The sequence below is a fragment of the Amycolatopsis heterodermiae genome, assembly GCF_034929455.1.
In the GTDB taxonomy this organism is placed as follows: domain Bacteria; phylum Actinomycetota; class Actinomycetes; order Mycobacteriales; family Pseudonocardiaceae; genus Amycolatopsis; species Amycolatopsis heterodermiae.
Genome location: NZ_JAYFSI010000007.1, coordinates 165,383 through 187,015 on the forward strand (window position 1 = coordinate 165,383; position 21,633 = coordinate 187,015).

21 protein-coding genes are annotated in these 21,633 nt (G+C 72.9%); 13 read left to right on the forward strand and 8 right to left on the reverse strand.

All coding sequences use genetic code 11. The features are described from left to right. Positions 1-8: 8 nt before the first annotated feature. The 6 genes from VA596_RS28460 to VA596_RS28485 all read left to right on the forward strand — a co-directional run bounded on the left by VA596_RS28460 (position 9) and on the right by VA596_RS28485 (position 7,542). Positions 9-2,867, forward strand: a complete 2,859-nt coding sequence (locus tag VA596_RS28460) for a helix-turn-helix transcriptional regulator (protein ID WP_323331248.1) — start codon at positions 9-11, stop codon at positions 2,865-2,867. 107 nt (positions 2,868-2,974) lie between these two features. Next, entirely contained in the window at positions 2,975-4,018 is a 1,044-nt protein-coding gene (locus VA596_RS28465) for an LLM class flavin-dependent oxidoreductase (protein WP_323331249.1), read from the forward strand. An 11-nt stretch (positions 4,019-4,029) separates the two neighbouring features. Continuing rightward, the gene (locus VA596_RS28470; protein ID WP_323331250.1) at positions 4,030-5,148 is read left to right on the forward strand and encodes an MsnO8 family LLM class oxidoreductase; all 1,119 of its coding nucleotides are present in this window, start codon (positions 4,030-4,032) and stop codon (positions 5,146-5,148) included. 147 nt (positions 5,149-5,295) lie between these two features. Beyond that, positions 5,296-5,775 carry a MarR family winged helix-turn-helix transcriptional regulator gene (locus VA596_RS28475; protein ID WP_323331251.1) on the forward strand — a complete coding sequence of 160 codons (480 nt, stop codon included), beginning with the start codon at positions 5,296-5,298 and terminating at the stop codon, positions 5,773-5,775. Beyond that, positions 5,768-6,880, forward strand: a complete 1,113-nt coding sequence (locus VA596_RS28480) for an FAD-dependent oxidoreductase (RefSeq protein ID WP_323331252.1) — start codon at positions 5,768-5,770, stop codon at positions 6,878-6,880. The genes VA596_RS28475 and VA596_RS28480 overlap by 8 nt, the downstream gene beginning before the upstream one ends. Further along, positions 6,877-7,542 (forward strand): VC0807 family protein, encoded by a 666-nt coding sequence (locus tag VA596_RS28485; RefSeq protein WP_323331253.1) that lies wholly within the window; start codon positions 6,877-6,879, stop codon positions 7,540-7,542. Before VA596_RS28480 ends, VA596_RS28485 begins: the two co-directional genes overlap by 4 nt. A gap of 288 nt (positions 7,543-7,830) precedes the next feature. Here VA596_RS28485 and VA596_RS28490 read toward each other — a convergent pair whose 3' ends face one another. After that, positions 7,831-8,700 (reverse strand): MerR family transcriptional regulator, encoded by an 870-nt coding sequence (locus VA596_RS28490; protein ID WP_323331628.1) that lies wholly within the window; start codon positions 8,698-8,700, stop codon positions 7,831-7,833. 300 nt (positions 8,701-9,000) lie between these two features. On the opposite strand from VA596_RS28490, the gene VA596_RS28495 reads away from it, so the two are divergent. Next, positions 9,001-10,836: a SpoIIE family protein phosphatase gene (locus VA596_RS28495; RefSeq protein WP_323331254.1), complete on the forward strand. Its 1,836-nt coding sequence runs from the start codon at positions 9,001-9,003 to the stop codon at positions 10,834-10,836. A gap of 127 nt (positions 10,837-10,963) precedes the next feature. Next, positions 10,964-11,320: an STAS domain-containing protein gene (locus VA596_RS28500; protein WP_323331255.1), complete on the forward strand. Its 357-nt coding sequence runs from the start codon at positions 10,964-10,966 to the stop codon at positions 11,318-11,320. 124 nt (positions 11,321-11,444) lie between these two features. Here the strand turns inward: VA596_RS28500 and VA596_RS28505 are convergent, their stop codons facing one another. Next, on the reverse strand, positions 11,445-11,591 hold the full coding sequence (locus VA596_RS28505; RefSeq protein ID WP_323331256.1) for a hypothetical protein: 147 nt from the start codon (positions 11,589-11,591) through the stop codon (positions 11,445-11,447). An 87-nt stretch (positions 11,592-11,678) separates the two neighbouring features. On the opposite strand from VA596_RS28505, the gene VA596_RS28510 reads away from it, so the two are divergent. Continuing rightward, positions 11,679-12,134, forward strand: a complete 456-nt coding sequence (locus VA596_RS28510; RefSeq protein WP_323331257.1) for an SRPBCC family protein — start codon at positions 11,679-11,681, stop codon at positions 12,132-12,134. Positions 12,135-12,141: 7 nt separating this feature from the next. On the opposite strand, the gene VA596_RS28515 is transcribed toward VA596_RS28510, so the two are convergent. The 5 genes from VA596_RS28515 to VA596_RS28535 are packed head-to-tail and all read right to left on the reverse strand — an operon-like array spanning position 12,142 to position 15,893. Next, positions 12,142-13,035, reverse strand: a complete 894-nt coding sequence (locus VA596_RS28515) for an oxygenase MpaB family protein (RefSeq protein ID WP_323331258.1) — start codon at positions 13,033-13,035, stop codon at positions 12,142-12,144. A 17-nt stretch (positions 13,036-13,052) separates the two neighbouring features. Beyond that, positions 13,053-13,277 carry a DUF6480 family protein gene (locus tag VA596_RS28520; RefSeq protein WP_323331259.1) on the reverse strand — a complete coding sequence of 75 codons (225 nt, stop codon included), beginning with the start codon at positions 13,275-13,277 and terminating at the stop codon, positions 13,053-13,055. Beyond that, on the reverse strand, positions 13,274-14,221 hold the full coding sequence (locus tag VA596_RS28525) for an SDR family NAD(P)-dependent oxidoreductase (RefSeq protein ID WP_323331260.1): 948 nt from the start codon (positions 14,219-14,221) through the stop codon (positions 13,274-13,276). Before VA596_RS28525 ends, VA596_RS28520 begins: the two co-directional genes overlap by 4 nt. Next, positions 14,218-15,405, reverse strand: coding sequence for a zinc-dependent alcohol dehydrogenase (locus VA596_RS28530; RefSeq protein WP_323331629.1), 1,188 nt, complete (start codon positions 15,403-15,405; stop codon positions 14,218-14,220). Before VA596_RS28530 ends, VA596_RS28525 begins: the two co-directional genes overlap by 4 nt. Next, the gene (locus VA596_RS28535; RefSeq protein WP_323331630.1) at positions 15,393-15,893 is read right to left on the reverse strand and encodes a DUF4383 domain-containing protein; all 501 of its coding nucleotides are present in this window, start codon (positions 15,891-15,893) and stop codon (positions 15,393-15,395) included. Before VA596_RS28535 ends, VA596_RS28530 begins: the two co-directional genes overlap by 13 nt. A gap of 789 nt (positions 15,894-16,682) precedes the next feature. Between VA596_RS28535 and VA596_RS28540 the strand changes: the two genes are divergently transcribed. Next, positions 16,683-16,997 (forward strand): WhiB family transcriptional regulator, encoded by a 315-nt coding sequence (locus VA596_RS28540; protein WP_323331261.1) that lies wholly within the window; start codon positions 16,683-16,685, stop codon positions 16,995-16,997. 740 nt (positions 16,998-17,737) lie between these two features. Continuing rightward, entirely contained in the window at positions 17,738-18,517 is a 780-nt protein-coding gene (locus VA596_RS28545) for a SigB/SigF/SigG family RNA polymerase sigma factor (RefSeq protein ID WP_323331631.1), read from the forward strand. A 19-nt stretch (positions 18,518-18,536) separates the two neighbouring features. On the opposite strand, the gene VA596_RS28550 is transcribed toward VA596_RS28545, so the two are convergent. Beyond that, positions 18,537-19,532: a YncE family protein gene (locus VA596_RS28550; protein ID WP_323331262.1), complete on the reverse strand. Its 996-nt coding sequence runs from the start codon at positions 19,530-19,532 to the stop codon at positions 18,537-18,539. A gap of 149 nt (positions 19,533-19,681) precedes the next feature. Between VA596_RS28550 and VA596_RS28555 the strand changes: the two genes are divergently transcribed. Further along, a complete protein-coding gene (locus VA596_RS28555; RefSeq protein WP_323331263.1) occupies positions 19,682-19,855 on the forward strand; it encodes a hypothetical protein in 174 nt (57 codons plus the stop codon). Positions 19,856-20,151: 296 nt separating this feature from the next. Continuing rightward, a complete protein-coding gene (locus VA596_RS28560) occupies positions 20,152-21,606 on the forward strand; it encodes a phospholipase D-like domain-containing protein (protein ID WP_323331264.1) in 1,455 nt (484 codons plus the stop codon). The last annotated feature ends 27 nt before the right edge of the window (positions 21,607-21,633 follow it).

Consider the following 21,633-nt stretch of genomic DNA (forward strand, 5'->3'; position numbering starts at 1 on the left):
CGCCGCGCATGCTGATCCGGTCGCCGGAGCTGGTCGGCCGGGACGCGCAACTGCGGGAACTGGCCACGGCGTTCGACGCCGCGCTGGCCGGGCGCGGCGGAGCGGCCTTCGTCACCGGGGAAAGCGGGATCGGCAAGTCGCGCCTCGCCAGGGAGGCCGCCGCACGGGCGGCCGGGCGCGGTGCCCGGGTACTACGCGGGCAAGGCAGCTCGGTCGGCCCGGTGGTTCCGTTCCGTCCGCTGGCCGAAGCGCTGCTTTCGCTGACGAGGGAAACCGAACCGGTCGACGTGGGCGAACTCGGCCCGTACCGGCAGGCGCTGGGTGTGCTCGTGCCCGACTGGCGCAGCGCCCTGGCGCACGACCCGGCGCCACCGCTGCTGGTCGTCGCCGAAGCGGTACTGCGGCTGCTGTCCGTGGTCGGCCGGGCCGGCGGCTGCGTGCTGGTTCTCGACGACCTGCACGACGCCGACGCGGAGACGCTGTTCGTGCTGGAGTACCTGGTCGGCAACCTGGAGTCGACGCGGGTGCTGCTGATCGGCACCATCGGCGACGAGCCGTCCGCCGCCCGCGAGATCGCCCGGTCCGCGGCCCGGCGCGGGGTCTGCACCCTCCGCACCCTGTCCCGGCTCGGCCCCGGCGAGGTGCACGCCGTGGTGGCGGCCTGCCTCGGCACGGACCGGACCCGGGTGCCCGCCGAAACCGCGACCCACCTGTGGCAGCTCAGCGCCGGGATCCCGTTCCTGGTCGAGGAGCTGCTGCACGAGCTGGTCCACGACCGGTTACTGGCCGAGCGCCGCGACGGATGGCACCTGGCGGACACGTCCGCCGGTGCGGTGCCCGCGGCTCTGGTCGGCAGCGTCGCCTCCCGGATGGCCCGGCTCGGCCCCGAAGGGTCCGGGTTGCTGACCGCCGCGGCGGTGTTCGGGCTCCGGTTCGCCGCACCGGTGGTGCAGCGGGCGGCCGGAGCCGACGACCGGACCGTGGCGGTCTTCCTCGACGCGGCCGTCGAAGCGCGGCTCCTCGAGCCGGATCCGGCGGCGATCGGGTGGTACGCCTTCCGGCACCCGTTGACGGTCGAAGCGGTGCTCGCCCGGCTCGGGCCGACGCGGCACGCGGACCTCGCCCGGCTGCTCGCCGACGCCGCCGAGCTGCTGCACCCGGGCCTGCCCGGCGCCTGGTGTGCTCAGGTGGCACACCTGCGGCAGCTCGCGGGCGACCGCGCCGTCGCGGGGCGGCTGTTCGCCGACGCCGGGCACCGGGCGCTCGAGACGGCGGATGCCGGTTCCGCGATCACGTCGCTGGAGCGTGCGGACGCGCTGCTGACCGACAGCCCCGACCTGCCCTTGCGGGGTGCGGTGCTCGAGTCGCTGATTCACGTGCTCGGCGAAGCCGGGAAGACCGATCGCGCCTTCGCCTTGACGGGCCGCTTCTCCGAGGTCGGCCTGTTCGAACGGGCCGCGGTACTGCACGCGCGGGTGGCCTGGGCCGCGTACCTCGCCGGCCGGACCGAAGAGGGGCTGGTCCAGGTGACCGCAGCCCGTACGCGCCACGGGTCCTCCGGCGGCGACCGGCAGCGCACGGCGGTCGATGCCGTGCACGCTCTCCTGCTGCTCGGGCTACCGGGCCGTGAGGACGACGCGAGCCGGCTCGCCGCCGGCGCGCTGGAGCAGGCCGGACGGCACGGCGACCCGGTCGCCGCCTGCCAGGCGGCACTCGTTTTGGGCATCCTCGCCAGGGACCAGGACCCGGCGGCGGCGAGCGAGCACTTCGAACGAGCCAGGCAGCTGACCGAGACGCACCGGATCCCGCTGTGGCGCACGCACGTCCTGCTGCGCATGGGCGAGCACTCGGCCCTCGCCGACGGCGACACCGGCGGGCTCGCCCTGGCCCGGCAGCAGGCGGAACGCAGTGGGGCGGTGGCCGTTTCCCATGCGGCCGAAGCAGGGCTCGTCCTGCACGGGCTGATCCTCGGCGGCGACTTCCACGCCGCCGGTCCGCAGCTCGCGCGGCTCACCGCGAGCGCAGCGCACCACGGGCTCGGCGCGGTCGTCCGGCACGCCCACGTCCTCCGCGCGGTCACCGCCGCGCACCGGGCCGACCGCGCCGGCATGGCGGAGGCGATCGCCGACGCGCGCGCCGCCGGTGGCGATCACCACCCGGACTTCGCCCTGTGCGTCGGCCTGGCCCAGGCGATCTGCGCGGTACTGGAGGAAGACCGCGAACAGGCCCGCCGCGACCTGAAGCGCGCCGGCGGTTCGCCGGCGGCCGGGCACCACGGGCTCCGGATCCTGCTCGACGTCCTGGCCGGCGGGGAGGAGCCCGGGGCGCCGTCCGCCGCATGGCCGCGCTGGGACCGGCAGTTCACCGAGCTGGCGCGGGCGGTCGCGTGTGGCCGCCGGGGTGACGTCGCCGGCGCGGAAGCCGCGATGCGAGCGGCGCGGGAAGCCGCGCGTCCCTATCGGATGGCCATGCACCTCGGTGCCCGGCTCGTCGCCGAAGCCGCACTGACCGACGGCTGGGGCGACCCGGTCACCTGGTTGCGCACGGCGGAGGAGTACTTCCACGACGCCGCGGTCCCGGCCGTCGCCGGGGCGTGCCGGGCGCTGCTGCGGCGGGCCGGCGAGTCCGTCCGCCAGCGGCGGCCCGGCCTCCAGCTGCTCCCCCGGGAGCTGCGCGACGCGGGGGTGACGGTGCGCGAGTACGACGTGTTCCGCCTGCTCGCGCACCGCCTCGGCAACACCGACATCGCGCGGCGCCTGCTGATTTCGCCGAAAACGGTCGAGAAGCACGTTTCCAGCCTGATGGCGAAGACGAAGCTCCCCGACCGCGTGACGCTCTTCGACTACGCGGCGGCGATCAACCGCTGAGCCCGTGGCTCACTTGCGCGGTGGCGCGCCCACATCGTGAACGCGAATGCGGTGCGACCTCCGCCCGGGATAACTGTGGAGTACCGAGCCAGGGAAGGGGAGAACGCGTGAAGTTCCTGCTGATCACCCTCATCACCCACGTTCCCGACGCGGTCACCGGCGTCCTGACCCCCACCCACGAACGACTCCGCGAAGTCGTCGCGACCGCCGAACTCGCCGAAGAGCTCGGCTTCGACGGCTACGGCGTCGGCGAACGGCACGAGCGGCCGTTCATCTCCTCGTCGCCACCGGTCGTGCTGAGCCACATCGCCGCGCGGACCTCCCGGATCCGGCTCTTCACCGCCGTCACCACGCTCAGCCTGCTGGACCCCGTGCGCGCGTTCGAGGACTACTCCACCCTCGACAACCTCTCCGGCGGACGGCTGGAGCTGATCATCGGCAAGGGCAACGGCGCCGCGCAGCGCCAGCTCTTCCACGTCACCCCGGACGACCAGTGGGACCGCAACGCCGAAGGCTACGAACTGTTCCGGCGACTGTGGCGCGAGGACAAGGTCACCTGGTCGGGTCGCTTCCGCCCGTCGCTCGCCGACGCCGAGGTCTGGCCGCGGCCGCTGCAGCGGCCGATCCGCGTGTGGCACGGCAGCGCGACCAGCCGCGAGTCCGTGGACCTCGCCGCGCGGTGGGGTGACCCGCTCTTCTCGGCCAACGTCACCAACCCCGTCGAGCCTTACGCCGAACTGGTCCGGTACTACCGGGAACGCTGGGCCCACCACGGCCACGACCCGGCGGGCGCCCTCGTCGGCGCCGGGACGGCGGGCTTCCACGTCGCCCGGACGTCGCAGGAAGCCCTCGAAACCTATCGGCCGATCTTCGAGAGCCGGCTGGCTCTGCAGACGAGGCTCGGCCTGGAGCCGGTCTTCACGACGCTCGAAGACTTCGCCGAGCGCAGTTCGGCCCTGGTCGGCAGCCCGGCGCAGGTCGCCGACAAGGTGCTGCGCTACCGCAAGGAACTCGGTCACCAGGTCATGCACCTGCACGCCGACCGCGACGGGCTCAGCGCCCGGCAGCACCGCGACGCGCTCGAGCTGTTCCAGTCCGACGTCGCCCCCGTCCTGCGCCGCGAGATCCCCGCTCCGCCGTGGCCCGACTGAAAGGACCGCCCGTGCCCGAAGTCCCGCTTTCCGTGCTCGACCTCGTCCCGGTCAGCTCCGGCGCGACCGTCGCCGAGGCCGTGCACAACACCGTCGACCTCGCCCGGCAGGCCGAACGGTTCGGCTACCGGCGCTACTGGTTCGCCGAGCACCACCTCAACCCGGGCGTCGCCGGCGCGTCCCCGCCGATCCTGATCGCCCTCGTCGCGGGGGCCACCGAACGCATCCGGCTCGGCTCCGCCGGCGTCCAGCTCGCCCACCGCACGCCACTGGCCACGGTCGAAGAATTCGGCCTCATCGACGCTCTCCACCCCGGACGGCTCGATCTCGGCCTGGGGCGCAGCGGCAAGCAGCTGGTCCGCGAGTACGCCGCGGCGGCCGCCCGGCCCACCGCGCCCGCCCAGGCGGCCAACGGCCTGCTGATTCCCCCGAAACCCGACTTCAGCGGCCTGGCCCGGTCGGCGCGGATCGGCGTGACCTTCGGGCTCCTGCAGCAACCCGGCGCCGAATCCCCCGACTACGGCGAGCAGGTCGACGACATCCTCGCCCTGCTCGCCGGCACCTACCGGTCCGCCGAGGGCGTCGAGGCCCACGCCGTCCCCGGCGAAGGCACGCGACCGCAGCTCTGGATCCTCGGCAGCAGCGGCGGGCAGAGCGCGTCCGTGGCCGGCCGCAACTCCCTGCGGTTCGCCGCGAACTACCACGTCAGCCCGTCGAGCGTGCTCGAAGCCGTCGACGCCTACCGGAAGGCGTTCCAGCCGTCGGACGCACTCCCGAAGCCCTACGTCGCGGTGTCGGCCGACGTCGTCGTCGCCGAAGACGACGCCACCGCCCGGGAACTGGCATCCGGCTATGGCCCGTGGGTGCGCAGCATCCGCCGCGCCGAGGGCGCGATCCCGTTCCCCACGCCGGAAGAAGCGGCCGCGCACGCGTGGACGGACGAAGACCGCGCGCTGGTCGCCGACCGCGTCGACACCCAGCTCACCGGCTCGCCGGCCACGGTCACCGCCCGGCTCCGCCAGCTGCAGGAGGCCACCGGCGCCGACGAGCTCGTCATCACGACGATCACCCACGACCACGCGGACCGGGTCCGGTCCTACGAGCTGCTCGCCGAGCACTGGAACCGCTGAGCGGCAAGGAATCCGGCCACAGGCCGGCGGTGAACACCGCGAGCCGCGGCTTCGTCGGACGGACGCGCCCTGAGAACAAGTCAGGGTCTTCCCTGAACTTCTCACTAACCACTTGTTTGCGTGGCGCAAATAGCGCACTCTGAGGTCATGCCCCACGACTACGAGGACCTCGAGCGGGTCGTCTACCCGCTGGCCCGGATCGGCCAGGCGATGCGCCGCGCGCAGAACAAGGCCATCGACCCGACCCGGCAGGCGATCCTGCAGCAGGCGGCCGTCAAGCAGCAGGTGCGCCCGTCCGAGCTGGCCGCCGAGCTCGACCTCTACCCGTCGTCGATCACCCGGCAGACCCGTTCTCTGGAAGACGACGGCCTCATCGCGGTCGAGGCCGATCCGGCCGACCGGCGCTCTTGCCTGATCTCGCTCACCGAGGCCGGGTGGGAGGAGGTCCGCACGCTGACCCGGGTCGGGCTGGACCGGTTCGCCGACTTCATGGCCGAGTGGGACGCCGAAGACGTGCGGACGCTCGGTCGCCTGCTCACTCGGCTGGAGACCTCGGTCGACGAGGCCAAGCGCCGGAGCCAGCGGCCCGGTGGCCGGCCGTGGCAGCAGCGGTCCGGGGGTGAGTGACGTGCACGTGCTGATCGCCGGGGCCGGCGTCGGCGGACTGTGTCTCGCGCAGGGACTGCGTGCGGCGGGGGTGCGGGTGAGCGTCTTCGAACGCGACCCGGACCTCGGCGAACGCGACCAGGGCTACCGGATCCACATCGACGGCCATGGCGGCGAAGCCCTGCGACGCTGCCTGCCCGAGCACCTGTACCGGCTTTACCTCGCGACGTCGTCGGTGCCGGGCGCCGGCCGGATCAGCACGCTCGGCACCGACCTGACCGTGCTCTCGAGGTTCGACGTCGGCAACGGCGGCGAGCACAGTGCCGTCAACCGCCGGACCCTGCGCCAGATCCTGTTCACCGGGCTCGAGCAGGATGTCCACTTCGGACACCGGGTGACGGCCGCGGACCAGGACACCGGCGGCGTGCGCGTCAAGTTCGAGGGCGGCCGTGAGGTTCACGGCGACGTCCTGGTCGGCGCCGACGGGGTGCACTCCGCGGTCCGCGCAACGGTCGCGCCCGGGAGCGCGCCGATCGACACGGGACTGCGCTGTGTCTACGGCCGGACGCCGCTGGCCGCGTTGCCGGGCCTGCCCGCCCGGTTCTTCGACGGCTTCACCGCGGTGGCCGGCGGCAAGGCGACCCTGGCGCTCGCCGCCTTTCGGGCGCGTAGTCCCTTCCCGCCGGAGCTGACCCTGGTGGACGACTACCTGATGTGGGCGGTGGTCGGCGCGGCGCCGGACGAGCGGGAACCCGTTGCGCTGCACAGGTTCGCTCAGGACGTCGTCCGTGGCTGGCACCCGGAGCTGGTGCGGATCGTGCGGCACGCCGACGTGCCCGCGACGTTCCGCACGCCGATCCGGACGTCGCCACCGGTCCCCGAATGGCCGGCCGGGCGGATCACCGTGCTCGGCGACGCGATCCACGTGATGCCGCCGTCGGGCGGGGTCGGTGCGAACACGGCGTTGCGGGACGCGGCGCTGCTGGCCGAGGGCTTGGCGAGCGGTGACCCATTGACCGCGATCGCCGCGTACGAGAGGGAAATGCGGGAGTACGCCACGGCCGTGGTGCGCCGCAGCAACCAGGCCGCGGGTCTCCGCGGCCACGGAACGGGGGAAGACCGATGAAGGAGAGAATCCGCGCACTGGCGCCGTTCGCGCTGGACCTGGTGCTGCCGATCGCCGCCTATTGGCTGCTGCACACGGTGTTCGGGCTCAGCCCGTTCTGGGCCCTGGGCATCGGCGGCCTGGCCACGATGGTGAACGCGATCATCACGACCGTGCGCCGGGGCAAGCTCGACGGGTTCGGCATCCTGGTGGTGATCGAGGTGCTGCTGTCGGTGGTCCTGCTGTTCGTCAGCGACGACCCGCGGGTGCTGCTGCTGAAGCCGGCGTTCTACGTCGGTGTGGCCGGGGTGTACGCGCTGGGCACGCTTTTCGTGGGCCGCCCGCTGGTCTTCGAGGCCGGAAAGCCGTTCGCCACTCGCGGCGACCCGCGGATGGTCGAGGCCTACGACCACAACTGGGAGGTTTCCGAGCCCTTCCGCACGGCGATCCGCTCGGTGACGTTGGTGTGGGGCGTGGGATTCCTGCTGGACGCGGCGCTGCGGGTGATCATCGTGTACAGCTTCTCACCGGCGGAGATCACGGACTCGCTGCTGCTGTCGCAGGTTCCGCTGATCGCGGTGCTGGTGGCGATGATCGCCTACACGCGCCTGCGGATGCGCCAGGTCCGCCCGATCCTCCTGGCCGAACGCGACCGTCGGCTCCGCCCGGCCGATTCGCGGTGAGGTACCGCGCCCTTCGATCTCGTGGGCCGCTACCTCATGGTTGAGGGATGGATTCGGCCGGAGGGGTCGGCCACGAGGCGGCAGACCTGATCACGGAAGTCGTGAGGTCTCCCCCGGTCAGGTTCCGGAACAGCCGTCAGGGGCGGCGGTGATAGGCGAGTCTCCGACAACAGCAGTTCGCCCCAAGTTGCAAGTCCACCTTGCGCAACATGGCCGCTTCTTCCGGGCGGCGAGCCGGAGCAATGACCTCGTGCTCGTGATCTACAGGCCGTGGCCAACGGTGCGGACTCAGGCCGGTGATTCGACGAGGAACTTGATCGCGGCTGACATGTCGTTCACCCACGGTGTGCCGTGATCGGCGAACTGTTCCCAGCCCGGGCCGGCGATGCACACCGTGATGCCTTCGCGCGTCAGCCGGTCCGCGAGTAGTTCGTCGGCTGTGTTTGGGGCTATCGACCACAGCATCACCACCGCCGGGTCGAGTTTGGTTGCCATGGCGGCTGTTGTTTCGGCCGGGACCATCTGGCCCAGGTGGAGGGCCGGGGTGCCCACCTCCAGGAGCGCTGCCCGGAGGAACTCCAGTGGTAGTGAATGGCGCTCTCCCGGGCAGCAGGCCAGCAGGACGGGGCGTCCCGGAAGCACCGGCTCGTACTGCGCGGTGAACCGCTGCAACGCTGCCGATACTTCGGTCGTGAGGGCCCACTCCGCCTCGAAGCAGAACTGGCCGCGCAACCACCGGCCACCCAGGTTCTCCAGTACCGGGGCGACCACTTCGGTCCAGGTCGCTGCCGGGCCGATCGCGGCGAGGGTGTCCGCGATCACCGTGGCGATCGTGGCGAACCGCAGGTCTTCCGCCGCTTCGCCGAGTTCTTGGACGCTCTGGGGGATCGAGAGCTCCGCCGCCGCGTCCTCGTCGCCCGAGAAGGCCGTTGCCGCCGCTTCGCGGGCTCGCATGCCGCGGTCGATGAGGCGCTGCATGTGCTGGAGGCGGCGGACGTCGACCGCGGAGTAACGGCGATGCTTGCCGTCCTCATGCAAGGACGGCCCCACCCCGTACCGGGCGGCCCAGCTGCGGAGCGTCACCGGCGAGACACCGACGACCTCGGCGACCTTGGCCGGCGTCCAGGTCGCCAGGGCGGCACGTCCCCGCACGTCCACGGTCGCTTCGACGTTCGTCGCATCCACGATGCGCACACCGCCTCTCAGCTCCGTCGGCCGGCAGGGCCGGACACGACCTTACCCGGCCGGGATCGGGCGAGCGCCGTGTTCGCGGCGACGGCGAACATGCGGAGGGCCTTCGTGGCTCCCCGGACCGTCCGCATGTATCGTTGCACGACCGATGCAACTCGACGACTTCGCCGGCTGGAAAATGCCCTGCGTGGTCGAGACGGTGAAGGGGTACTAAGGCCTCGTTATGGCCCGACCGGCATGGACTTCGACGATGCAGGGGCTTGTGCGATGACCGAACACGAGGACGCGAAGGCGACGCTGGCCGATCCCGGCCGGCTGGCCGCGCTGGCCGAGACCGGGCTCGGCAGCCAACCCGACGCGGCGCTCGACGCGCTGGCCGAACGCACCCGGCAGCGCGTCGGCACCCCCGTGGCGCTCGTCTCGCTGGTCACGGACCAGGATCAGGTCTTCCCGGGTCTGGCCGGTCTCGGCGAGCCGTGGGCACGCACCCGCCGCACGCCGCTGTCGGCGTCGCTGTGCCGTCTCGAGGTGGTGACCGGCGCTCCGCTGATCATCGAAGACGGCGGTACCGACCCGAGGGCGTGGGACAACCGCTCCGTCGCCGACATCGGTATCGGCGCTTACGCCGGGTTCCCGGTGACCGACGCCGCGGGCCGCGTCCTGGGCAGCCTGTGCGTCATCGATCACCAGCCGCGCAGCTGGCGTGAGGACGAGCTCGCCGTGCTGGCCGAGTTCGCGCACACGTGCTCGCTCGAGCTGCGGCTGCGCATCGCCACCCGGGACGCCCACCAGGAACGCGCCCGCACCGACACCGCCGAGGCCATGCTGCGCGTGGCGTTCACCCGCTCCCAGCTGCTGCTGACCGCGTCGCAGTCCCTCGCCCACGCCGACGACATCTCGCAGCTGCGCGAGATCGTCACCGATCTGGTCTCCGGCGACCTGAAACCGGCGTACGTCGGGCTCACCCTCACCGAAAGCGGCGGCGACCTGCACCGGATCGACGACCCGCTGCAGGCACTCGGCCCCGAATCGGGTGATGCGTTCTCCCACGTCGAGGACGACACTCCGATCGCGCTCACCGCGCGTGAGGGCAGCCTGCAGCTCTACCCCGACCCCGAAGCCATCGCCGCCGCGTTCCCCGAAACCGCGCAGCGCCGCTACGCCGAGCTGGGCCTGCACACGATCACCTGCGTTCCCCTGCCCGGACCGGACGGGGTCGCCGGCGTCCTGCTGTTCGGGTGGGACACCCGGCACGACGTCGACGTCCACGAGCAAGCCGTGATCACCACGCTGGCCGGCTACGTCGGGCACGCCCTGGAACGCGCCCGCTTCGTGGAAGACCGCGTCACCGTCGCGCGGGAGCTGCAGGAGGCGATGCTCACCCGGCTGCCGGAGCTCACCGGCGTGCGGCTGGCCGCGCGTTACCTGCCCGTCGGCCGGCTGGAGCAGGTCGGCGGCGACTGGTACGACGCCATCGATCTCAATACGGTCGACGGGGCCGACCGCGACGCCGTCGCCCTCGTCGTCGGCGACATCACCGGCCACGACATCCACGCCGCCACGCTGATGGGCCAGGTCCGCAGCATGGGCCGGCAGGCGGCCTGGGAGCGTCCCACCGGACCGCCTTCGGCCATCCTCGCCGCGGTCGAGCAGGCCTGCGCCGCCACCGGGGTCCGGGCGACGGGGACCGTCCTGCAGGCCCACCTGCGCCCCGGCGACGGCGACCGCTGGGTCATGCGGTGGGCCAGCGCCGGGCACCTCCCGCCGATCGTGCGCCACCACGACGGCACCACGACCGCCCTGACCGGGGTGGACCTGATGTTCGGCTACCCCGAGCTGCGCGAGGTCCCGCTCACCGACCACGAGGTCCGGCTGCGGCCGGGCGACACCGTGCTGCTCTACACCGACGGCCTGGTCGAACGCCGCGCGAGCGACCTGGACGTCGGCATCCGGCGCCTGCGGGACACCGTCGCCGAGCTGGACCCCGCCGACCCGGCCCAGTTCGTCGACGACACCATCCGCCGCATGCTGGGGCAGGGGACCCCGCACGACGACGACGTCGTCGTGCTCGCCGCGCACCTCCCCGCCGCCGATCGGCACTGACCGGCCACGCGCAGTACCGTCGACACCATGTGGTGACACGCCCTTGCCGGGGAGATCGCCATCCCGCACGTTTCGCGGACCGCGCACCGCCGGTCGCCGCCTCCCCGGCCTGGAACGAGGTCCCTCCGTGACCGCCCCGGCCTTTCTCGGCTCGATCACCCGCCGCGACGGAGCCGTCGTGCTCGCCTTCACCGGTGAACTCGACCTCGCGACCGCACCCGAGGCCCGCACCGTCACCGAACGGGCCCACGCCGAGGCGGCGGCCGAAGCACGCCACCGGCTCGTGATCGACCTGCGTGCGGTCACGTTCCTCGCGTCCGTCGGCCTGGAACTGCTCGCCGACCACCGCAGCCGGGCCGCGCACACCGGTGTCACGATCGCCCTGGTGGCCACCTCCCGGACCGTCACCCGCGTCCTCGAGGTGACCGGCCTGACCGCCCAGTTCACCACGTACACCGACGTCGACACGGCCGTCGCCGACTAGCCGCTGCTCCGAATCAGTCGGTGGTTGATCGTGCCGACCCCGGCGAGTTACGTTGGCGCCGCGCGGCTGACCGAGCAGCAGCCGCCCTTCCACGCTTCGGCCTGGCCCGGTCCCCGCCTGCCCGTCAGCGTCCGGTTTCGACGCCGTGCGAGGCGTGCGGCCAGCGGACGCTGTACGTCGCCCGGCTGGTCGACGGCGACGGCACCGTGATCGGCCGGACGATGGTGTGCACCGCCTGCCGCCGCCACCGTGCCGAGGCCGAAGCCGCCACGGCGCGGCACCCGGCGGGTCCGGTCTCGGGAGTGAACGGAGGCGCACGGGGTACCCGGCGCGTTCCAGCGAACGAGCGGAGAACGCCGTGACCGAAGTCAGCCGGATGGTCGACGCACCACCGGAAGCCGCCTTCGCCGTGCTCGCCGACGGGTGGTCCTTCGGCGGGTGGGTCGTCGGCAGCTCGCACATCCGGGTCGTCGACGAGGACTGGCCCGCCGTCGGCGCCCGGATCCACCACAGCGTCGGGTTGTGGCCGCTCCAGATCGAAGACGAATCGACGGTCGTGGCGGTGCGGCCGGACGAGCTGCTTTCCCTGCACGCCAAGGCATGGCTGTTCGGCACCGCGGCGGTCGAGATCGCGCTCTTCGCGCGGGACGACGGCGCGCGCACCCTGGTCCGGATGCGGGAGCACGCCGTCCGCGGGCCCGGCAAGCTGCTGCCGGAACGGGTGCAGGCGTGGCTGCTTCGCCCGCGCAACAAGGAATCCCTGGCCCGGCTGGCCGACATCGCGGTCGGACGGCACGCGAGCGCCCGGCCCTAGAAAGCCGTCAGCCCGGCACCGGGGCGCTCATCGCCCAGCGCACCGCCTTGACCAGGCCCCCGGCCGCCAGGCGCACCGCCGTCCCTTCGGCCACCGGCAGGTAGGGCAGCCGCAACGGCCAGCGCGTCCACATCGGCATCATCGCCACCCCCGCGGCCGCCAGCACCGCGTACGGCGCACGGGCCGCCCACGGGATCGGCGGGGTGACCAGCAGGAACCGGGCCGCCTCCCGCGCTTCCCGCGTTCCGCGCAGCTCCGGCCGGTACTCGGCGATTGCGTGCTCGAGTTCGTCCCGGGTGCGCGGCGGTTCCCGGACGCCGAGCTTTTCCGCGACCACCGCGGTTTCCGCCACGTACCGGTCGCAGCCCGCGTCGTCGAGCGGGTGCGCGCCGTAGCGCTGGTGGGCGCGCAAGAAGCTGTCGACCTCCGCGATGTGCACCCACTTCAGCAGGTGCGGGTCGCCGGCCCGGTAGGGACGGCCGTCCGCGGCGGTACCGCTCACGCGCCCGTGCACCGCGCGCACGGTCGCCACGGCGTGCTCGGCGTCCTCCGCCGTCCCGAACGTGGTCACCGCGAGGAAGGTGCTGGTGCGCTGCAGGCGGCCCCACGGGTCGCCGCGGTACCCCGAATGGGCGGCCACCGCGGCCATCGCCAGCGGGTGCAGCGACTGCAGCAGCAGAGCGCGCAGGCCGCCCACGAACATCGCCGTGTCCCCGTGCACCTGCCGGATCGCGCTGCCGTCGGGGAACCAGCGCGGTCCGGGCGCGCCGTGGATCCGGGCCCGGTTGCGAGGCCCGTCCGGGCCGGCCACGCGTGCGAAAAGCGCGTCACGGACCCGCTCGCGGACGTCCGCCACACCCGAGCTGAACACCGTCACCAGCGCCGACTTCCTTTCACCCATCGTCAGGCTACGCGCGCTCAACCGAACAGGTCGAAGGCCCGCAGCAGGAAGAACGCGGCCGCTCCGGCCACCATCAGGCCGATGATCACGAGCGCGAGCACGGGAATCGTCTTGGACGGCATCGGCTGCGGGTGCGACAGGCCCGACGTCTGCCCGGCGTCGGGCGGGGTGTCCCCCGGCTGCACCGAACCGCCCGGCTCCAGGCCCGGCACGTCGTCCGGCTCCGGCCCCGGCGCCGTCACGAGCTGCTCCGGGATCCGTCGATCGCGTGAACCTGCCGCATCGGTACCACCTGTCCTCGTGGGGGTTCCGGCCAGTGGCCGTGCACGCGTTCCCCGGCCGGCGCCGGCTGGTGCACGGTGCCCGGTGTGGGCCGCACGCGCGTACGCGTGAGGGCGGCCAGCCGGAACAACGGGCCGACCACCCGGTCGTAGATCCGCGGCAGCAGCCGGAATCCGGTGATGATGAGCGGGTTTCCCGGGCCGACCGGCACGGACACGTGCCGGCGGGGCCGGTCGGCCAGGCGCACGATCGCCGCGGCCACCCGTTCGGGCGGCAGAACCGGCCACGGCGGCCGCGCGGCCCGGCCGGTGTAGTTGGCGGCCTGGTAGTAGATGGGCGTGTTGATGCTGCCGGGGCTCACGACGCAGACGTGCACGCCCGGTTCGTCGCGGGTTTCCTGCTGCAGGGTGCGCAGAACGGCGCGCTGGCCCCATTTCGAGACCGCGTACGCGCCCATCTGCGGGACGGTGACCGAGCCCAGCAGCGAGTTGACGCCGATGAACGTGCCCGCGTGCTGGCGCCGCAGGACCGGGAGCACCGCCCGGGCCAGGTGGAGCGTGCCGTGCACGGCGGTGTCGACGACGGCGGTGAACACGTCCGCGGGCATCGCCTCGATGGTGCCGTACCCCATCACGGTGGCCGTGTGCACGACGACGTCGATCCGGGCGTGGCGGTCCAGGACCCGCGCGACGATCCGGCCCGCGGCGGCCGGCTCCGCGATGTCCTCGGCGACGGTGTCCACCTCGCCGGCTCCCGCGACGCGGCACGCGGCTTCCGCGCTCTCGAGCGCTTCGGCGCTGCGCGAGACCAGCACCAGGCGCTCGCCGCGGGCGGCGAACGCGAGCGCGGTGGCCAGCCCGATTCCGCTGCCGGCGCCGACGACGAGAACGACTCGTGCGGTCACGGGTGGAGCACCACCTTGACGCAGCCGTCGTGCTTGTCCCGGAACATCTCGTAACCGTGCGGGGCCTCGGCGAGCGGCAGGTGGTGCGTGGCGAGGTCCAGCGTGCCGAGCGGGTCGGCCGGGTCGAGCACGAGCGGCAGGATCTCGTCGGTCCACCGGCGCACGTGGGCCTGGCCCATGCGCAGCTGGATGCCCCGGTCGAACATCTCCATCATCGGCATCGCGTCGACCTCACCGCCGTACACGCCGGACACCGACGCCGTCCCGCCGCGCCGGACGCCCTTCACCGCGGCGTGCAGCGCGTCGAGCCGGTCGACGGCCAGCTTGTCGGTCACCTTCCGGGCGAGCGCGTCCGGGAGCATGCCGGTGGCCTTCTGCGCCGCGGCGACGAACCGGCCGCCGTGGGCCTCCATCCCGACGGCGTCGATGGTCGCGTCCGGGCCGCGGCCGCCGACCAGCTCGATCAGCGCGGCGGCCACGTCGTCGACGTCTTCGAGGTTCAGCGGCTCGGCGCCGTACCGCGCGGCGAGCGCGAGCCGTTCGGGGACCCGGTCGACGCCGATGATCCGCCCGGCGCCGAGGTGCGCGGCGATGCGCACGGCGAGCTGCCCGATCGGGCCGAGGCCGAGCACCGCGACCGTGCCGCCGGGCGGGATGTCGGCGTAGCGGACGGCCTGCCACGCCGTCGGCAGGACGTCGGAGAGGAACAGGAACCGCTCGTCCGGGGTGCCGTCGGGGACGACGATCGGCCCGAACTGGGCCTGCGGCACGCGCAGGTACTCGGCCTGGCCGCCGGGCACGGAGCCGTAGAGGTCGGTGTAGCCGAAGAGGCTCGCGCCCTTGCCGTGCTCGCGGACCTGGGTCGTTTCGCACTGCGCGAACAGGCCCCGGCCGCACATCCAGCAGTGCCCGCAGGAGATGGTGAACGGCACCACCACCCGGTCGCCCACCGACAGGTGCGCGGCGGCGCCCGGGCCGACCTCCTCGACGACGCCCATCGCCTCGTGGCCGAGCACGTCACCCGGTTTGAGGTACGGGCCCAGGACGCCGTAGAGGTGCAGGTCGGAGCCGCAGATCGCGGTCGAGGTGACCTTGATGATCGCGTCGGTCGGCTCTTCGATGCGCGGGTCCGGCACGTCGGTGACGCGGACGTCTTCGTTGCCTTGCCAGGTCAGAGCTTGGATGTCGACTCCTCGGCCGGTGGGTTCGACGCCAGGCGGACGGCCCGGAACGCCAGGACGGCGAGCGCCACGAGGACGCCGGTGGTGATGACGTACAGCACGACGTCGGCCCAGCCGAAGGGCGGCCGGTCGTCGATGTCGACGGTGACGGCCAGGAAGCTGAACGCGCTGAGGCCCGCGAACCCGACCGATCCGGCCAGCCCGTAGAGGGCGGCGCCGGAGACGCTTCGGGCGGCGGCCAGGCCCACCAGCCCGCCGAGGGTGTGCAGCACGTTCAGGACGGGCCCGACGGTGAAGATCAGCAGCGTGCTTTGCGGGGAGGGGGCCCCGAAGCCTTCGCCGGCCGCCGCGTCGGCGTTGCCGGGCACGAGGAACCCCCCGATGCCGAGGGCGAGGTAGCCGAGGCCGATCACCAGCGCGACGAGCTGCAACGCCGTGTGCAGGCCCGGCCGCCGCGCGACCTCCGGCGCGGTGGCGGTGTGGTGGGTCATGCGGGCTCCTGTCCGTCGAGGTGAGGGCGCCAACGCTTTCCGAAACCGGGCACACGAAAGATGACGGGTCTCCGGTCCGGCTCTGTCCGAAGAGGACAGACGCCCAGTTGCGCCCGAAGGGAACCCGCGCCGGGTTCAGGTGCGCCGATGTCAAGCGTTGCACGAACGATGCACAACGGCAAGACGCTCTTCCGAAGGCGGCATCCGGCTTGCCCCGGCGACCGTGGCCGTGACGGCTCGGAATATCCCGCCGAATCGACGGCAAACCGATTCCACGCGTGTTTTCGGTCACGACCGCACCGTTTTCGGTCGTTCCCCGCGCCACCGTGAGTGATCGCGTGGAAAAGAGGATCCCGGTCAGCCGTCTCATGCTGCGCGCCGCGGCGGCGCTGCGCGCGGCCACCAAGCCGGCGGGAGGGCTGGCAGCACCCAGCCGGCCGTGGCGCCGATCGGCAGCCGGCCGGCCCGGCGGCGCCGAAACCGAAACCGTTCCGGTGGCCACGAACGACACACCGGATGGTGGTGGAAACGCTGGGTCCAGGCGCTGAAGTCGTGCTCGACACAGCGTTTCACCATCGATGCAAACAGGCAACGGGTGAGCCCTTGCTGCTGCGCAGCGTTCGTGCAACGCTGTAACCACCTCGAGGTGCGGACGGTGCTCGGTCCGCACCACCGCCCCGGCCCCTGGCGGCACTCGCACAGCTATCGCGGTGTACCGGAGACGTGGGTGATCATCATTCCTTGCACACGACACGCGGCGTCCGAGTCCGAAGTGGACGGTGGTGGGCCGTGGTCGACGTGAGCCACCTGCCGCCCCCGCTGACCGCGAACTGGGACTGGCAGCGAGATGCCGCGTGCCGCGACATCGACAGCACGACGTTCTTCCACCCGGACCACGAACGCGGCCTGGCCAAGGACGATCGCGACCGGCTCGCCAAGGCGATCTGCACCGGCTGCCCGGTGATCGAGGCGTGCCGTCGTCACGCACTGCTGGTGCGGGAACCCTACGGCGTGTGGGGTGGCCTGACGGCTGCCGAGCGCGTGGCGCTCCTGCACCGCCCGGCCTGCTCGCGCCGGTTGGTCCCCGACGACCACGCCGGATAACAGACCGCGGTGGGCCCGCCGAGAACCCACCGCACCGCGGGACGGCCGGCGCTTCGCCGTTGAGGATCGGCTCCGGGGAGAGCCGGCCGTCCGGCTGGTGGCGCGTTCAGGGAAGCCGCTGACCGCGCCCAGGGGATGAGGTGCCGGGCTCGCGTAGGGGGCGGGCCCGGCACCGCTTCACCTCCGGTGCGCCGGCGGCGATCTCGTGACAGTGCCACCGGATGGGACCAAACCGAGGCGGAACGGTCACCGAATCACCAGCGACCGAACCCGAGCTGTCGCTCCAGACCCCAGCGGCCCTGCCGGAACGCCGGAGTCCGCCATGAGCATTCGCCCCGCCTCGGAAAAACGCCCGACGCCCCCCTTGACGTGGGCGGATCGATGGGCCGTCGACCTGCTGGCACCTCCCCGCCGCACCCGCGAGCAGCGTCGTCACGACGCGTTGCTGCGCCGCCGGCGGGAACCGCCCGCTTCCCGCTGACTTCGCAGGCCGCGATCGCGGCCGGGGTTTTCCACCCGTCGTGGTGGGTAGCCGTAGCGGGACGCAGTCGCGCGTCCATGTTTGCCGTGCCCGTGGTTGTGGGTACCTCCGGCGCGACGACAGGAGACCGCATGCCGGCGAGCAGCGCGACCGATCCCCCCGCACGCCCGGTAGCGCCCGCCGGTCTCCACCGAAGAGCGAACCGTTGACCGCGCCGGCGCTGGACGTCACCGACCGGCAAACCGCGGCGGACGACCGGATTCCCGCTCCCCGCGGTCGCCGCAAGAGTGACGACTACTCGCACTGCCGGCCGCTGTTCGACGAGCTGGCCGCGCTCCCCGACGCCCACCCGGACCGGGGACGGCTGCGTGAGCGGCTGATCCTCGAGCACCTGTCCCTCGCCGAGCACATCGCGTCGCGCTTCAGCGGCCGTGGCCAGTCGCGCGACGACCTCGTCCAGGTCGCGCGCATCGGCCTGGTGAAGGCCGTCGACCGGTTCGAGCCCGCGCAGGGATCGGACTTCCTGTCCTTCGCGGTCCCGACCGTCATGGGCGAAGTCCGCCGGTTCTTCCGCGACACCGGCTGGGCGATGCGCGTCCCCCGCGGGCTGAAGGAGCTGAGCGCCCAGCTCGGCCAGGGCACCACCCAGCTCGCGCAGACCCTCGGACGCGCGCCCACCCCGAGCGAGCTGGCCGCCCACCTCGGCATCGACGTCGAGACCGTGCGCGAAGGCCTGCTCGCCGCGAACTGCTACGAGACGTCGTCCCTGGACCGACCGGCGGGTGCCGGCGAAAGCGCCATGACCCTGGCCGATTCGGTCGGCGAGGTCGACGCGCGCATCGAGCTCGTCGAGGACCACGAAACGCTGGCTCCCCTGCTACGCCGGCTGCCGGAGCGCGAACGGGCCATCGTCATGATGCGGTTCTTCGACGGCATGAGCCAGTCGCAGATCGCCTCCCGCGTCGGCGTCTCGCAGATGCAGGTATCCCGCCTGCTCACCAAGATCCTGCGCGAGTTCCGCGACCAGCTCACCCTGTGACGCGTCACCACGACGGGGTTCAGCGCGGGTCGATCAGCTCGAGGACGCCGTCGGCGGTACCGGTGACGAACAGCCTCCCGGTCGACGAGTCGACACCGACGGTGTTCGGCTGCCGCACGGTCGGCAGCCGAACGACCTCGGTCGGCGTGCCGGAGGAGAGGTCGAGGCCGACCACCTCGTTGCGCGCGGTCAGCGTGACCCACATGCGGTCGCGCACGGCGTCGTAGGCGATCCCGTACGGCGTTCCCGGCAGCGCCAGCTTCCCGATCTGTTCGAGTCGCGGCGTGAGCCGGTAGAGCAGAATCGCGTTGCCGCGGGTGTCGGCGACCGCGAGGTGGCCCCGTTTGTCGGCGAGGACGTGCGTAGGCCCGGCACCCGCCGGGACGCGCCCGACCTGCCGCAGCGCCGCGGCGTCGTACACGGTGAGGTCGTTCTGCCGCACGTCGACCAGGCCCACGAGGTCCCCGACGGCGGCGAGCCCGGCGGGCTGGGTGACGTCGGGGAAGGTGTGCACCACGTGCCCGTCCCGGACGACGACGACGCTCTTGCCCAGTTCGTTCGCGACGAAGTACGAGCCGTTGCCGGCCCGGGTGGCGTCGTGCGGGACCACCCCGGTCACCACGGTCGTCGTCACCTCGCCACCGGGCAGGGCGACGGTGAGCAGCGAGTTGGAGGATTCGTCGGGCACCAGGACCGGCCCGCCGGGCGCGGCGAGCTGGAGGTGCCGCAGCGAGCCGGGCAGCGGTACCCGCTTGACCACCTGCCCGGTGCGGGCGTCGAGGAGAGCGAGCGCGTCCGGCTTGCGGACGCCGACCGCGACGAGGTGCGTGACCGCGTCGGCCGCGACCCCTTCGGGCGCCGACCCGATCGGCAGCACCTGGCCCGCCGGCGGCCGGGCCACGCCGGGCGCGGCCGCGGGTTCGGCCGCCGGCGGCAGCTCGGCGGGCTTGTCCGCGACCGGACTCGAGCAGCCGGCGAGGAGAACGCCGGCCAGGCACCAGGGAGCGAGTCGCACCGAAACCCCTTTCGTCCGAAGGCGACCCACCCTAGGCACGCCGAGCCGGGCAGATCGGCCGGCGGCGCATCCGGTAAGGGCGCCGTAAGATCGGCCGATCGTGGTTCGCCGGCGAGCCTTCACCGGCCGTCGGGCGGTGCGGTGACGAGGTGCGCGAACACCACGGTGTTGTCGCGGTACTGGTGCGTGCCGTGGTCGAAGGGGCCACCGCAGGTGATCAGCCGCAGGGACGGCTGCCGAAGAAGTCCGACGGCTGGGACCTCGACACCGACGACTTCGCCGACTGTTCGGGCAAGTCCCCGGTGAGCCCGGACGACCTGTAGCCGGGCGACGCGCTGCTGCGCGGCAGCCAAATCGAGCTCTTCGAAAAGTGGATCGACGCCGGGGACGGCGCGGACTTCGACGACGACGGCGTCAGCGACCTGGCCGCCGCCGGCAACGGCAAGCTGCACATCTGAACGGCCGCGGGGACAACGACTCCAGTCCGAGCCGGCGTCGCGGCTCCACCGTCACCACGGCCTGCCACGTCGATCCGCTCCGGATGTCATGTGCTCACCATTTCCCCTCCACGACAAGGCCCCACGCGGCGGAGCGGGCCGATCTGTAGTGCCATGGGGGCGTGACCATCTTTCGCACCTTCCTGGACAAGGCGGACGAGCGGCTGGGCGACGGGCTCGAGCACGTCCTGTGCGCCCACCACCGGCGGCGGCTGCGCGGGCTCGGCTGGGGTGACGTCCTCGGCCGCGGTGGCGCGGCCGACCCGTTCGGCGGGCGGGCCGCGGTGCGGGACGGCAACCGCGTCGAGGTCCTGATCGACGGTGAGGAGTCGCTGCCGGCCATCGCGGAGGCCATCCGGCGGGCGAAGTCGCACGTCCACATCGCGAACTGGCACGCGAGCGCGGACTTCCGGCTGACCCGCGAGCCCGGCGCGCCCACGCTGCGGGAGCTGCTCGCCGAGACCGCCGGGCGCGGGGTCGGCGTGCGGGTCCTGATGTGGGCGGGCCCGCCCGTCCCGGCGTTCCAGCCGACGCGGGGCCTGGCTAAGGAGCAGCAGCGCAAGCTCACCGAGGGCACCGGCGTGCGCTGCGTCCTCGACTCCCGCGAGCGGACCATGCACTGCCACCACGAGAAGGTCGTCGTGGTCGACGACGAGGTCGCGTTCGTCGGCGGGGTGGACTTCACCGCCCTCCAGGGCGACCGGCACGACAGCCCCGACCACCCGCCGCGCGACATCGGCTGGCACGACCTCGCGACGCGGCTCGAAGGGCCGGTCGTCGCCGACGTCGCCGGGCACTTCCGGCACCGGTGGACCGAGGTCGCGGGCGAGGACCTGCCGGAGCCGAAGCGGTCCCGACCGGCCGGCGAGACCCGCGTGCAGCTGCTGCGGACCGTGCCGGACGGCACGTACGGCTTCGCGCCGAAGGGCGAGTTCACCATCCTCGACGGCTACCTGCGAGCCCTGCGGTCGGCCCGGCGGCTGATCTACCTGGAGAACCAGTTCCTGTGGTCCCCCGAGATCGCCGAGGTGCTGCTCGACAAGCTGCGGAACCCGCCGGACGACCGCTTCCGGATCGTCCTGCTGCTCCCCCGCAAGCCCAGCAACGGCGCCGACACCACCCGCGGCCAGCTCGGCCGGCTGGTCGACGCGGACGACGGGGCCGGCCGGCTGCTCGCGGCGACCGTCAGCGCGCACGAAGGGGAGACCGCCGCGCCCGTCTACGTGCACGCGAAGGTCGGCATCGTGGACGACGAGTGGCTGACCATCGGGTCCGCGAACCTCAACGAGCACTCGCTGTTCAACGACACCGAGGTCAACATCGCGACCGACGACCGCGAGCTGGTCCGCACCACCCGGCTGCGCCTGTGGGCCGAGCACCTGGGCCGCCCGATGTCCGAAGTGGACGCCGACCCCGCGGACGTCGTCGACGGGCTCTGGCGGCCCCTCGCGCAGGAACAGCGCGAGCGGGAAGACCGGGGTGAGCGCCGGACCCACCGGCTGGTGCTGCTCCCGGGCGTCTCCCGCCGGGCCGGGCGCCTCCAGGGGCCGCTGCGCGGTCTCCTGGTGGATGGCTAACCCGGCGCGAACCGGGTAACCCCGATC

Excerpts from the sequence above, each read along its gene's own strand:
- VA596_RS28460 (WP_323331248.1), top strand. The coding sequence starts at position 9 with ATGCTGATCCGGTCGCCGGAGCTGGTCGGCCGGGACGCGCAACTGCGG.
- VA596_RS28475 (WP_323331251.1), top strand. The coding sequence starts at position 5,296 with ATGCCCCACGACTACGAGGACCTCGAGCGGGTCGTCTACCCGCTGGCC.
- VA596_RS28485 (WP_323331253.1), top strand. The coding sequence starts at position 6,877 with ATGAAGGAGAGAATCCGCGCACTGGCGCCGTTCGCGCTGGACCTGGTG.
- VA596_RS28495 (WP_323331254.1), top strand. The coding sequence starts at position 9,001 with ATGACCGAACACGAGGACGCGAAGGCGACGCTGGCCGATCCCGGCCGG.
- VA596_RS28515 (WP_323331258.1), bottom strand. The coding sequence starts at position 13,035 with ATGGGTGAAAGGAAGTCGGCGCTGGTGACGGTGTTCAGCTCGGGTGTG.
- VA596_RS28535 (WP_323331630.1), bottom strand. The coding sequence starts at position 15,893 with ATGACCCACCACACCGCCACCGCGCCGGAGGTCGCGCGGCGGCCGGGC.